Source organism: Mycobacterium arosiense ATCC BAA-1401 = DSM 45069 (assembly GCF_002086125.1).
GTDB classification, from domain to species: domain Bacteria; phylum Actinomycetota; class Actinomycetes; order Mycobacteriales; family Mycobacteriaceae; genus Mycobacterium; species Mycobacterium arosiense.
This window is the reverse complement of the sequence record NZ_MVHG01000005.1, coordinates 88,874-101,529: the sequence shown is the minus strand read 5'-3', so window position 1 is coordinate 101,529 and position 12,656 is coordinate 88,874. Positions and strand designations below refer to the sequence as shown.

Annotated in this window: 12 protein-coding genes; 5 read left to right on the top strand and 7 right to left on the bottom strand. The window is 64.5% G+C overall.

Annotated features, from left to right (window positions below; all coding sequences use genetic code 11):
* Nucleotides 1–68 precede the first annotated feature (68 nt).
* Nucleotides 69–2,219 (bottom strand): acyl-CoA dehydrogenase family protein, encoded by a 2,151-nt coding sequence (locus BST14_RS03995; protein WP_142279260.1) that lies wholly within the window; start codon nt 2,217–2,219, stop codon nt 69–71.
* On the opposite strand from BST14_RS03995, the gene BST14_RS30275 reads away from it, so the two are divergent.
* The gene (locus BST14_RS30275; protein ID WP_169926044.1) at nt 2,193–2,354 is read left to right on the top strand and encodes a hypothetical protein; all 162 of its coding nucleotides are present in this window, start codon (nt 2,193–2,195) and stop codon (nt 2,352–2,354) included. The genes BST14_RS03995 and BST14_RS30275 overlap by 27 nt on opposite strands.
* Here BST14_RS30275 and BST14_RS30020 read toward each other — a convergent pair.
* Nucleotides 2,294–2,443, bottom strand: a complete 150-nt coding sequence (locus BST14_RS30020) for a hypothetical protein (protein WP_158085850.1) — start codon at nt 2,441–2,443, stop codon at nt 2,294–2,296. The two genes, BST14_RS30275 and BST14_RS30020, sit on opposite strands and share 61 nt — an antisense overlap.
* Nucleotides 2,444–2,694: 251 nt before the next feature.
* Between BST14_RS30020 and BST14_RS03990 the strand changes: the two genes are divergently transcribed.
* The gene (locus tag BST14_RS03990; protein ID WP_083063343.1) at nt 2,695–3,504 is read left to right on the top strand and encodes an SDR family NAD(P)-dependent oxidoreductase; all 810 of its coding nucleotides are present in this window, start codon (nt 2,695–2,697) and stop codon (nt 3,502–3,504) included.
* Nucleotides 3,501–4,421 carry a TIGR03619 family F420-dependent LLM class oxidoreductase gene (locus tag BST14_RS03985; protein WP_245845286.1) on the top strand — a complete coding sequence of 307 codons (921 nt, stop codon included), beginning with the start codon at nt 3,501–3,503 and terminating at the stop codon, nt 4,419–4,421. Before BST14_RS03990 ends, BST14_RS03985 begins: the two co-directional genes overlap by 4 nt.
* Before the next feature lie 18 nt (nt 4,422–4,439).
* Here BST14_RS03985 and BST14_RS03980 read toward each other — a convergent pair whose 3' ends face one another.
* The 4 genes from BST14_RS03980 to BST14_RS03965 form a co-directional block, all read right to left on the bottom strand.
* Nucleotides 4,440–5,576, bottom strand: a complete 1,137-nt coding sequence (locus tag BST14_RS03980; protein WP_083063284.1) for an acyl-CoA dehydrogenase family protein — start codon at nt 5,574–5,576, stop codon at nt 4,440–4,442.
* On the bottom strand, nt 5,573–7,066 hold the full coding sequence (locus BST14_RS03975; RefSeq protein ID WP_211280647.1) for a class I adenylate-forming enzyme family protein: 1,494 nt from the start codon (nt 7,064–7,066) through the stop codon (nt 5,573–5,575). The genes BST14_RS03980 and BST14_RS03975 overlap by 4 nt, the downstream gene beginning before the upstream one ends.
* Before the next feature lie 43 nt (nt 7,067–7,109).
* Nucleotides 7,110–7,955 (bottom strand): alpha/beta fold hydrolase, encoded by an 846-nt coding sequence (locus tag BST14_RS03970; protein WP_083063282.1) that lies wholly within the window; start codon nt 7,953–7,955, stop codon nt 7,110–7,112.
* Between the two features lie 164 nt (nt 7,956–8,119).
* On the bottom strand, nt 8,120–9,274 hold the full coding sequence (locus BST14_RS03965; protein ID WP_083063281.1) for a thiolase family protein: 1,155 nt from the start codon (nt 9,272–9,274) through the stop codon (nt 8,120–8,122).
* Between the two features lie 83 nt (nt 9,275–9,357).
* Here BST14_RS03965 and BST14_RS03960 point away from each other — a divergent pair, with 83 nt between their 5' ends.
* Together BST14_RS03960 and BST14_RS03955 are read left to right on the top strand one after the other, a co-directional pair.
* Nucleotides 9,358–10,857, top strand: coding sequence for a class I adenylate-forming enzyme family protein (locus BST14_RS03960; protein WP_211280652.1), 1,500 nt, complete (start codon nt 9,358–9,360; stop codon nt 10,855–10,857).
* A gap of 27 nt (nt 10,858–10,884) precedes the next feature.
* Complete coding sequence (locus tag BST14_RS03955) at nt 10,885–11,187, top strand: hypothetical protein (RefSeq protein WP_083063280.1); 303 nt, start codon at nt 10,885–10,887, stop codon at nt 11,185–11,187.
* A gap of 142 nt (nt 11,188–11,329) precedes the next feature.
* On the opposite strand, the gene BST14_RS03950 is transcribed toward BST14_RS03955, so the two are convergent.
* Nucleotides 11,330–12,565 (bottom strand): amidohydrolase family protein, encoded by a 1,236-nt coding sequence (locus BST14_RS03950; RefSeq protein WP_083063279.1) that lies wholly within the window; start codon nt 12,563–12,565, stop codon nt 11,330–11,332.
* Between the last annotated feature and the right edge of the window lie 91 nt (nt 12,566–12,656).

Here is a 12,656-nt window from a genome sequence, read left to right as displayed (position 1 = left end):
GGGCCACCGAGGAGGTTGCCCTGCTCGAATCGACGACTGCGTTGTCCGCCAGCGCTCAGCGCTCAGATCTACTTTGGTGCCGGCTCGCGGGGCAGGCCTAGGATACGTTCGGCAACAAGGTTTCTGATGATTTCCGACGTCCCCCCGGCGATGGTCAAGCACCGGCTGAACAGGTAATCATGTGTGACCTCGGGCGCGCCGCCGGTGAGCAGGGCAGGCCGGGCGATGCTCAGTGCCAGCTCGGCCACGCGCTGGGCGTGTTCGGCGCCAACAATTTTGACGATGTTGCCCTCAACGCCCGGGCCCGATTCGAACACTGCGCGGGCAGCCTGGCGCATGTTGAGAGCCGCGATGCCGTAGGCCTCGACGAGCAAGGCGCCGACTTCGCGGGCAAGTCCACGATCCCCTCCGCCGTGACGTCTCATCAGCTCGAGCAAGGAATCGGCCTCCATCGTGACCGAACCGCCTCCGATGGAAACCCGCTCGTTGCCGAGCGTCGCCATGGCGACCGCCCACCCGGCGTTGACAGCTCCGACGACGTCGCGGTCGGCGACAAGAACTTCGTCGAAGAACACCTCGTTGAACAGTGTCTCGCCGGTGATCTCGGTGAGTGGGCGAATCGTCACCCCGGGAGCAGCAAGGTCGATGATCATCGCCGTGATGCCTTTGTGTTTGGCGGCGTTGGGATCAGTCCGGACCGTGGCCAAACCGCGCTGACAGTTCATCGCGTCGCTGGTCCACACCTTCTGCCCGGTGACCAACCAGCCGCCGTCGACACGCTTGGCGCGTGTGGACACCGCTGCGGCGTCTGATCCCGCACCGGGCTCACTGAACAGCTGGCACCATCGCAAATCGCCTTCAAGGCTCGGCCATATCAACCGTTCAATTTGGTCGGGGGTGCCGTGCTGCAGCAAGGTCGGCACCACCCATTCGCCCAGGCCCAGGCTCGGCTTGTCCAGCCCGGCGAGCACCTCTTCGATCACCAACTGTTCGGCGGAGTCGGCAGCGCGACCGTACGGCTTCGGCCAGTGCGGCTGCAGATACCCGCTGCGCGCCCAGACCTTTTGACGTTCTTGATCGGTCGTCATGGCGAGCTCGGCTCGAAACTGTTCTGCTGACTGCCGGTATTGCGCGGCCTCGGGGGGCAGGTCGACGGAATTGCGTCGACGTAACCCACGTTGTTGCATGTCGTACACCGCGTCACGAAGCGTGTATAGGTCCCCAAAGAACGTATGCAGCACCGTCGCTCGTCGAACGTACAAGTGGGCATCGTGCTCCCAGGTGTAGCCGATGCCACCAAGTATCTGAACGGTCTTCAATGACACCCGTTGGTATGCCGGCAACGCATGCCCCGCGGCCATGGCCGCCGCCAGCTCGGCCTCCAGGCCGGTGGCACGCGCCGCGTCCCAGACGACGCCGGTTGCCAGTTCGGTGTCGAAGAGCATGTTCGCGCAGTGGTGCTTAACAGCCTGGAATGACCCGATCGGCCGCCCGAACTGCTCGCGGATAGCGGCGTAGTCCGTGGCCATTTCGGTGCACGCCGCGAGGCCGCCGGTGGCCTCCGCGGCCGCGAGCAAACGCAACACCTTCATAGCCGGCGACGCTGCTCCGACGAGCCTATCGGCGATCGGTGCAGCCGACATAGCCAGCGCGGCAATCGGTCTCATCAGCTGGTCGACGCTGTCGGTGCGCCGCGCCTCGACGGCGTCACCCGCGGGGACGATCAGCACATCATTTCCGGCCCACACCAGATACAGGTCGGCTCCAAGTTCCGCGAGCGCCGGGACGGCGTCGACCGATATGCGTGACCCGGTCACGACTGCATCGCTCGCAAAGGTGACGCCGGCAACGACGTCGCCGGACACCAATGTCGGCAACCATCGTTCGCGCTGTTCCTCGCTGCCGAACTGAGCAATCACCGATGACGCAGCGACCGTCGGCAGGAAAGGGCCGCCGAGCGCGGCACGGCCAAGCTGTTCGACCACGATGGTGAGCTCGGGCAGGCCATAGCCCTGGCCACCGTACTCCTCCTCGAGGTGAATCCCGAGCCACCCATTCGTCACGATCTCTTTCCAGAGGGGATCGGTCGACCACCAACGATCGGGGACATTCGGGTCGAGCAAAATCCGGCGCGCGGCCGCGATACCTCCGCGGACGGACACCATGGCACCAGCCACCTCAGCGAGGTCGCGATGGTCTTCTGTTATCGCCAGCGGCACAAGCAACGCTCCATTCTGGTAATCGACGCCGACGGGTTGGCGCTCACCTTCCTCAACCCCGCGCTAAGTCAGGCCTACGGCTGGACGTCGACTTGGCCGCTCCACTCGATGATCTTCGGACTCGTCGCCAAATGACTCTGGGGGCGAAGGTGACTCCGCACCTTCGGATGCTCGATCAGGTGATCGTCTGCGGAGATCAGCTGCATCCATGGCTGCAACGGCACGGCGACTCCTCGGTGGATAAACAGAAAAATATTTAGTTATTTTACGGGGCAGTGTAGTGGCCTGCCAGAGGGCGCGGCAAGCGGTTTTGGCCAGCGTGTTCCCCTACCGAGGGCCGGGCCCGACGCGAGGCGGGCGCACAACGCAGAAAGAGTTAAATAGTCAGTGGATTACACTATGGTTCACTCATCACCGGACGTGGCAGTGACGTCGTCGTTTCGCCACGGCCAAAACTGTGATCGGAGGCGTCGTCGTGAACTTCGACCTGGAGGGCAAGCGGGCCCTCGTCACTGGCAGCAGCTCGGGGATCGGCGCGGGCATCGCAACGGCGCTCGCCGCCGAGGGGGCGTCCGTGGTCATCCATGGCCGTAATGCAGAGCGAGTGAAATTGACTGCCAATGAAATTCGAGAAGCCGGCGGACAGGCTGCCACGGTGGTCGGCGACCTGATCACCGAGGACGGCGCCGCGAACGTTGCGAAATCGGCGGCCGCGGCTTTCGGCGGAATCGATATTCTAGTCAACAACGCCGGAGGCGCGTCGGAAACGGGAGTGCAGTCGTGGTTCGCCCTGCCCGTCTCGGAGTGGGGAGTCACTTATCAGCGCAACGTGTTGTCGGCCGGCTATTTGGTTCACGCGCTGGCGCCGGCGATGAAGGAGAACGGCTGGGGCAGGATCATCCAAATCGCGTCCGCGGCAGGCATCATCCCCACATCCGGTCAGCCGGATTACGGGCCGTCCAAAGCGGCGATGATCAACATGTCCATGGGGCTGTCAAAAGCTTTGGCGGGCACCGGCGTAACCGTCAACACGGTAATGCCGGGCATGATCATGACCAGCGGCCTGCGGGACTTTCTGCGCAATTTCGCCGAACGTCGCGGCTGGGGTGACGATCTGGAGCGCGCTGCGGACTATGTGCTGAAAGGTACGGGACAGACCGTCCATCGAATCGGCCAAGTCAGCGACGTCGCCTATGCGGTCACGATGCTGGCCAGCCCGAAAGCCGGATTCTTCAACGGGATGAACCTCCATATCGACGGCGGAGCGACGGGATCGATCTATTGACCGTCAAATTCACCCTCGAATATCCGAGCGACGTTCCGACCGCTAGTCCTGAGTTCCGTGAGCCCACGGTCATGCGCGCGATCGCCGGTCAGGCGCAAGCGCTCGGCTTCGACGCCATTGCGCTGGCCGACCATCCGGCACCGTCGGCGAAATGGCGACGGGCCGGGGGCCATAACACCTTCGAGCCCGTAATCGCATTGGCCTTTTTCGCGGCCGTCACCGCCACGATACGGTTGATGACGCACCTATATGTCTTGCCGTATCGCAACCCGTACCTGGCTGCGAAAAGCCTCACGTCATTGGACATCGTGTCCGGTGGACGGTTGATCGCCGGCGTGGGAGCCGGTTATCTTCGCTCCGAGTTTGCCGCGTTGGGGGTCGACTTCGACGCCCGCGTCAGGCTTTTCGACGAAGCACTTACTGCCCTGCGGCGAATCTGGACCCATCCTGAAGAGCCGATTTCGGGGTCCAATTTCGCCGCTACCGGAGAAGTAAATCTCGATGTTCCCATCCAAAAACCCCATCCACCGCTGTGGATCGGTGGCAACAGCGTCGCGACGCTGCGACGCGTCGTGGAGCACGGCAGCGGCTGGAGCGCGGTAATCGCCCCGGCCTCCATGGCGTCGTCGGTCCGCACGGCCGCGATCGAAGGGGTGGCAGATTTTTCGCGAGCGGTCGACAGACTGCGAGAGATGCTCGCCGCATCCGGTCGCGACCCGAACAGCGTGGACATTCAGGTCGCCGCGCCCTCGGTCGATTTCGACGATGTGACCGCGGTGTCAGGACTCGACGAATACGTGTCCGCCATGACCCGCGCCGGCGCGACGCACATTCTCGCCCACGTCGACGCCTCCTCGACAACGGCGGCCGAAACGTACCTCATCCGCTTCGCCGAGCACTTCGGCGTGATCGCGTAGGCAGGCACCCTCTCGGCCTCACAAAATCTTCGCTTCGACGGCCAGTCGGTCCCAGTGGTCGGCGGGCCGACCGAACAGCACCTCATCGGTGCAGGCTCGGCGGACATACAGGTGTGCGGAATCCTCCCAGGTGAAGCCGATGCCGCCATGAATCTGCACGTTGGCGTTCGCCACACGGCGCAGCGCCTCCGAACACACCGCTTTCGCCATGCTCGCACGCCAACCCAGCTCACCCGGCACGTCACCGTCCGCGGCTTGCAACGCCGCTTGAGAAGCCGAGCGGGCCCACTCGAGGTCGATGAGCATGTCCGCGCATTTATGTTTGATTGCCTGGAAACTGCCGATCGGCCGGTTGAATTGCTCACGCGTCCGCGCGTATTCCGTCGAGATCTCGAGCACGCGCTCGCACGCACCTACCTGCTCGGCGCTCAGCACCGCGATGGCGAGATCGACCGCGCGTCTGAGCACATCGTCGACGGATTCACTGCCGGACAGTCGCACCGCCGGTGCGCCGGCGAACGCCAGCGTTGCCATCGGACGAGTGCCGTCGAGCACATGCTCACCTTCGGCGCTGACTCCAGCGGCGGCAGCGTCGACGACGAACAACGCTGCTTGCCCGTCAGCGATCGCCGCGACCACCAAATCATCTGCGGCGTGGCCGTTCAGCACGTGCCGCGCCACGCCGCGGATGCTCCAGCCGTCGGCGGCGGACTCGGCATGGAGAGTGACAGCGCCACGCCGCCACAACCCGCCGTCGCCGGTGAGGACAGCTGCAGCGGTGCGGTTACCCTGAACCAGCTCCGCCAGGCGATCCTCTGAGCTCGGATCCTCGTCTCGTAGTTCGATCAACAGTCCGGTGGCAAGCACCGCCGACGCAAGGAACGGCACTGGCGCCAGCGTCCGGCCCAACTCATGGGCGACCACTCCCAACGCCGTAGCGCCGAAGCCGGCCCCGCCGAGGTGATCTGGCAACGCGATCGCGGTGACACCCACCTGATTGCACAGCACCTTCCATAATTCGGTGTCGATGCCGCGCTCGTTGCTTGCACCGTCGTATGCCACCGCGCGTACCCGGGCTTCGGGTGCCAGTCGCTCACAGGCGGCGCGAACGGAATACGCGAGCTGTTGACGTTCGTCGACGTCTAACGCCGTCATCGACTTCCTCCTGCAATCTGTTGAGCCAGCTCGGATTTCGCGATCTTGCCCAGGCCGGTGAGTGGAAACTCGTCGACGATGACCAGGCGCTCGGGCCACTTCTGTTTCATCAGGCCGCGTTGGTCTAGGAAGGCACACAGCTCGTCGAGGGTGAGGTCGCGCCGGCCGGGCGAGCGCCGGACGACCGCGCAGACCGCTTCCCCGCGCAAGTCGTCGGGCTCACCCACCACCGCGACCGCGTCAATCAGCGGGTGTGCGAGCAATTCGTTCTCGATCTCGTCGGGGGAGATGTTCTCGCCCTTGCGGATGATCAGTTCCTTGATCCGGCCGGTGATCACGATGCGCCCGTCGGTGCGCAGGTGGCCGCGGTCGCCGGTGCGAAACCAGCCGTCCGGCGTGACCGCGCGTGACCACTGTTCGGCGTCCACATAGCCCGGTGTGACGATGGCGCCGCACAGCTCGATCTCACCGGTCGCGCCGATCCGGGTTTCAACCCCCGGAATCGGCCGACCGCAAGTGTTGGACCGCTGCTCCTCGGTGTCGGCAACCTCACTGACGCATATCATCGGCGCTTCGGTCATGCCGTAGGCATGCAAGATCGGTACCCCCATGTGCCGGCGCACCTTGCGGTGCAGTTCGGGCGGACAGGGCGCCCCGCCGCCGATCAACATCCGCAGCGAGGGAATCAGCGGCTCGTCGCTGCCGGATGCGAGCTGTGCCGACAGCAGAGTTTGGTAGAAGGCGGGGCTGGAGCCCGACACTGTGACGCCGTGGGCCGCCAGCAGACCGGGGAGCCGGGCGGTGTCGACCTTGGGCACCATCAGCGCCGGGAACGCCCCGATCAAACCACTTGTCAGATAAAGGATGCCGCCGATGTGGGCTATCGGAAACGCGATCGCCCCGATTTCATTTTCGTGGTCGCCGAGGCCGAGGTGTGCGGCAAAGCCGCGGGCTGCCGCCAATAGCGTGGCGTCCGTGTGCTTGACGCCCTTCGGACGGCCGGCCGAGCCGGACGTGAAGTAGATCCACTTCGCATCGTCGGCCGAGCGCTCACCGGCAAGCCGGGAATCGAGACCCTCGGGCAGGTCGCGCAGCACATCGAAGAAGTCGTGCGGCAGCGTGATCACGGGCACATCGGGTGGGGCGTGCGCCGCGGTGGATTCGTCGACGATCAAGATGTCGGCACCGGCGACGCCCACCGCGGCGCGAACCTCGCGCTCCCGATACAGATGGAGGACGGGCGCCTGGGTCACCTGCGTTCGGGCGAGGGCCAACATCAGCACCGCCGCGCGGCTGTGCGACGGCAATTGCCACGCTACGGTCATGCCGGGGCGAACGCCGGCGTCGGCCAGCCAGTGTGGGCAGGCGGCCGACAGTCGCGCGACGTCGGAAACCGTAAGGGTGTCGCCCGCCGTGTCGAGCAGCATCGGCTGGGTCGGACGCGCGGTTGCCGAGTCATCGAGCAACCGGGCGATGGTGCCAACCATCACGGCGAGAAGCCTCCTCCGCTCTTGAAGTTCAAAACCTGATCGATCAGAGGGCTCGGTTGTCGATGAACGCCCGGATCGCCTCCGCGGTCGGTCCCGGTCGGTCGAGCATCACGTACGTGGAACTGCCCTCGATCTCGCGCAGCGTCGCGTTGGTGAACCCATCCGCCAGGCGCCGGGCGTGCGCTATAGGGAAGAGCTTGTCCTTCGTCCCCCAGGCGATGAGGACCGGGTTCGCCCAGCTCGAGATCGCCTCCGTCGCGGCCACGGTGTAGCGCGGATGCAGACCCGCGGTGAACCGCGCGGCCTCGCGGCGCACAACCGCGGAGTCGAGGAAACCACCGAAGATCGCCCGCTGTCGGGATGCGTCGATACCGTCGCGGGTGACTGAGTGGGCGAAGAGCGCCCGCCCCGGCGGGGTCGTCAAGATCCATAGTGCCGCCGCACCCACCGCGCGGCTCAGCCGGCACAATCGCACCAGTGGCGCGAAACCTTTCGGTGGGAAGTGCTCGTAGCTGTCACAGTTGGTGAGCACCAGCCGTGACACACGACCCCAGTCAAGCGTCGTGTCCCCGAGTGCGGCGATCACGATGCCTCCGCCCGTGTCGTTGGCCACCAGCGTGACGTCGTGCAGATCGAGTTCTGCGAGCAGATTGGCGATGCGTCTACCCGCCGCGACCACACCGAGATCGACGTCTTCGCCGACAGGTCGGCGCTGAGCCCCAAAGGGGAAGGTCGGTGCGACACACCGATGAGCGTCCGCCAACCTGGCGATGACATCGGCCCACAGCGCATGGGTGACGTAGGCGCCATGGACGAACACGATCGGTGACCCCGAGCCGACGTCGATGTAGTCGACCGGGGCGTCCTCGACGCTTACCACCTTTGTCATGAAATGCCCGGCCCTTCGAGGAAGGGGGGTGAAGCGCATCGGCAGCTCGCGCTTGGCGGGCCACTTATAACCCCATCTGCAGCGGCCTCGTGAGTCTTGAGGAGTGGTGGTTGAAATCCCGCACGAGAGGACGAGTCTGCCTGAGCCACAGTATTCCTTGGCAATTATCTCGACAGGATGGCAACCGCCGCAGTGCCCGGCGATCCGTAGAGCTGCGCGAGCGCGACGCGCGGATCGTTGGGCACTTGACGATCACCGGCAGTTCCGCGCAACTGATGGACGAGTTCGTAAACCTGCCGCAGCCCCGATGCCCCTACCGGCTCACCGTTGGCCAGTAGGCCGCCGTCGGTGTTGATCGGCAAGCGGCCGCCGATCTCCGTGGCACCGTCGTGCAGGAGCGCCTCCTGCTCGCCGTCCTTACAGAGCCCGGATTCGGCCATGTGGATGATCTCGGAGCCCGAGTCGGTGTCCTGCAGTTGCGCGATGTCGATGTCCTCCGGGCCGATGCCGGCCTCTTCGTAGGCCGCCTTTGCCGCTTCCGCGGTGGTGCCCGGCACGAGAGGAAGTTCAATCGAGGTACGCAGCAGTTCGTAGGCGCCTTCGCGACGGCTCCGAAGCGCCGTGGAGCGTAGATAAACGGGAGTGTCGGTGTAACGCTTGGCGACGTCGGCGCGACAGACCACAACGGCCGCCGCGCCCTCATTGGGATTGCAGTACATGTATTGGCGCAGAGGAGCGTTGACGACCGGCGACGCCAGGATCGCTTCGACGCCCATGGCTTTCCGGCGCCAGGCATGAGGCGCAAGCGCGCCGTTCGCCAAGTTCTTTGCGGAGACGCGTGCCAGAGTTTGTTCACTGATGCCGTGGTCATGCATGTAGCGCATGATCTTCGTGCCGAAGTAGTGGGTGGTCAGGAACATGCCTTGATCGCCGTACCACTGCGGCAGCCCGGCGACGGCGGGGTCGGCGCCGAAGGCGCCACGCGGATGTTTGTCGAGACCGACACCGACGGCGATCTCGGCTTCGCCCAGTTGGACGTCGCGCGCGGCGAGCGTGAGCAGGGAGTTGCCCGTGGCGCAGCCGCTGAGGGTCGCGCGCGCAGGCACCCCGGTCATCCCGACCAGTCCGGTGACCGCCTCGGGATTGGCGACTTCTAAGCTGCCCGCGTACAGGCTGCCGACATCCGACCATTCGACACCCGCATCGCGAAGCGCGCGGCCGATCGCAACAGCGCCCATCTCCAGCGCTGACCTGTCCTCGTAGCGACCGAATGGATGGAGCCCGACGCCGATGATCGCGATCTCTGGCGCGCTGTCCATGGTGCTCCTTCGAGGGGTCGCTGGTTGGATTCTGCGGTCACTAAGTCTATAACTATATATCTGATTCAAGAAGGGCCGAGGTGTTGAGTATTACACTGCTGCTGGAGATGGCCGTCTCCGGCGATCCGGATCGTGTAGTCGTGGTCGACCGTGGCACACGGCTGACCACGTTGGAATTGAGCCAGCTCTCGAGCGGTGGAGCCGGCGTCGTCTGGGCCGCCGGCGTTCAACACGTGGCCTATGTCGGCACCGGTGGAGTCCTGCTGCCGCTGCTGATCTTCTCGTCGGCGCGGGCCGCAATTCCGTTCACGCCGTTGAATTACCGTCTGAGCGCGGAGGGTTTGCAGCAGTTGATCGCGCGGCTGCCGGCACCGCTGGTGGTCGCGGACCCTGAGTACGCGGAACTGGTTGCCGGCGCCGGTAAGTGCGTGATGACGTCGGAGGAGTTCACCAAAGCTGCTCGCGTCGGCGAACGGGTCGACGAGTCCGCCGATCCTGATGATGTGGCGATCGTCTTGTTCACGTCAGGTACCACTTCGCAGCCGAAGGCCGTGGAGCTGACGCACCACAATTTGACCGGATACGTCACGGGCACGGTCGAATTCGGTTCCGCGGGCGCCAATGATGCGGCGCTGGTGTGCGTGCCGCCGTATCACATCGCCGGCATCGGCGCGGCGCTGTCGAACCTCTATGCAGGCCGACGGATCGTCTACCTGTGCAAGTTCGATCCGCGGGAGTGGGCGCAGTTGGTGCGCGACGAGCGGGTGACCACCGCGACGGTGGTGCCCACGATGCTCGACCGCATCATCGCCGAGTTGGAGGCCAGCCCTACGGATCTCCCGACACTGCGCACGCTCGCCTACGGCGGCTCGAAAGTGGGCCTGCCGCTTGTCCGCAGGACCATGGCGTTGCTTCCTCATGTGGGACTCGTCAACGCGTACGGACTCACCGAAACGAGTTCTACCATTGCCGTTCTCACGCCGGAGGACCATCGCACGGCGCACTGCGCAACCGAGGAAGCCGTGGCGCGCCGGCTGGGCTCAGTCGGCAGGCCGGTGCCCGGGATCGAGGTCCAGGTCCGTGATGTAGACGGCGCAGTACTTCCGCCCGGTCAGATGGGGGAACTATTCGTGCGCGGAGCGCAGGTATCGGGCCGATACACCGGACTCGGTTCCGTGCTCGATGCACAAGGTTGGTTTCCCACGAGGGACACCGCGATGCTCGACGACGACGGCTATCTGTTCATCGGTGGCCGATCCGACGACACGATCATTCGCGGCGGCGAAAACATCGCTCCGGCGGAGGTGGAGGACGTCCTCGTCGAGCATCCCGACGTCCACGAGGTGGTGGTGGTCGGCGTCGACGACCCGCAGTGGGGACAGATCATCGTCGCGATCGTGGTACCCGAACCGGGCGCCGAACCGGACGCCGAAGAACTGCGCGAATTCGTTCGCAAAACACTACGGGGGTCGCGCACCCCCGACCGCGTAATGTTCCTCGATCATTTGCCAACGACCGCGACCGGCAAGGTGCTCCGCCGCGAAATCGTTGAAACTCTGCGGACTACAGCCGGAATGCCTTAGCAAGCAACTAAAATCAAGGAGCCGAACATGATCAAAAACGGAGTCCGGCTGCAGAGCCAGGTGTGCGACACGCAAGTCATCGTCGTACGGTCCGCCGACAGTCTGGATGATTTGCGGTGCGGGGGCGAGCCGATGGTGCCACTCGACGCTGAGAAGTCACCCCACGCCGACCTGGACCCGGCTTTCGCCGGTGGCAGCACAATGGGCAAGCGCTACGTCGATGGCGCGGGCGCCGAAGTGCTGGTGACCAAGGCTGGAGTCGGGTCATTGAGTGTCGGTAACGCTCCGCTGGTACTCAAAGAGGCAAAACCGCTGCCGGCCAGCGATTAACCAATTGCGTTCGTGTTTCCCGATGTTGCCGGCTCCTCGCGACCGCGGTGCTCATCGGCCGCGTGCCGGTCGTGAATGCGTCGGTGTCGCACGTCGTTTCACGCGCGAATGAATTGCCCCGGCGCACGACGCGGCGTTGTGGTTAAGCGCCCGCGGTCTCCAACACCGGCGGCTTAACGGCGTCGGGATCGGGGTTAGCAATCGGAAGCCCCATGAACCGGCGGGCGTTGTCGCCCATGAAGTCGTACGTGCGTCGCTGGTCCATGCCCTCGGCGTACTTGAAATAGCCGCGCGGCGTCTCCAGGCCTTCGGGGTGCGGCCAGTCCGAACCGAACAACACCTTGTCCCACCCCACTGTCTGAACCACGTCCGCGACCGAGCCCTCCCAGAACGGGCTGACCCAGATGTTGCGGCGGAACACGTCGTGGGGGTGTTCGGGGAAGTTTTGCGGCATCTTGCTATAGGTGGACTGCAAATCATCGAAAAGCGGCTTGATCCACGAACTTCCGTTCTCGACGCTAGCGATGCGCAGCTTCGGGAAGCGCGAAAGCGTGCCGTGGCAGATCAAGCTGGTCAGCATGTCGGCGATCTCACGATGGCCGAGCGCGGTCCACTTGAACGCGGACATCTCGAACGCGTTACTGGTGTCGGCCGGCTCCCACTTTTCGATGTACTCCTGCAAGGGCGGCTGGCTTGCATGCAGGACTATGGGAAGGCCTGCGGACTCGACATCGCGCCAGAACGGATCGAACTCCGGCAGCGCAGGGGAGCGCCAACCCTTGTAACCCTTGACCGGTGCCGGTTTGATCAGAGCGACTTTCGCGCCTTTGTTCAGAATGAATTCGAGCTCACGTCGCCCTTCGTCGACGAGGCCGAGGTTGATCACCGGCGTGGAGTAGATGCGGCCGGCATGGGTGAAGCCCCAGTGTTCGAACATCCACTGGTTCAAGGCGTGGATGATGGCCACGGTCAAGTCGGGATCTTCAGCTGAGGAATGCTCGACCAGGTTGGCCAGTGTGGGGTAATTCAGGCACGCGTCGACGCCTTGGCGGTCGAGTTCGGCGATCCGGTCCTCCGGGTTGCGTGCAGCGGGCGGGCAGTCGATGCCTCGCCCCGACATCTCCCGCATCGTCAGGCCCTCGGGATTCTGGCCGGAGTAAAACTTTTCGTGTGCCCCGGGAGCGGCGACCCGCTCAAACGTCGGGTTGGGCATGTAGTCCGTGATCTTGTTCAGGATCGCGATCCGCGTGTGCCTGCCGATCTGGACGAACTGCACCTTCGACTTGTACTTCTCCGGCAGGTACCTGAGCAGTGCGTCGGGCGTCTCGTACATGTGCTGATCGGCATCGAAGATCGGTGCATCGGTGAACTGCGTCATCAGGCCGCGCCTCCATTTCTCGTAGGGCTCGCACTGAGCCTGCCACTGAGCTGACAGTAGCGTCAAGTTGATAGCGGCACGTCGCTCGTCG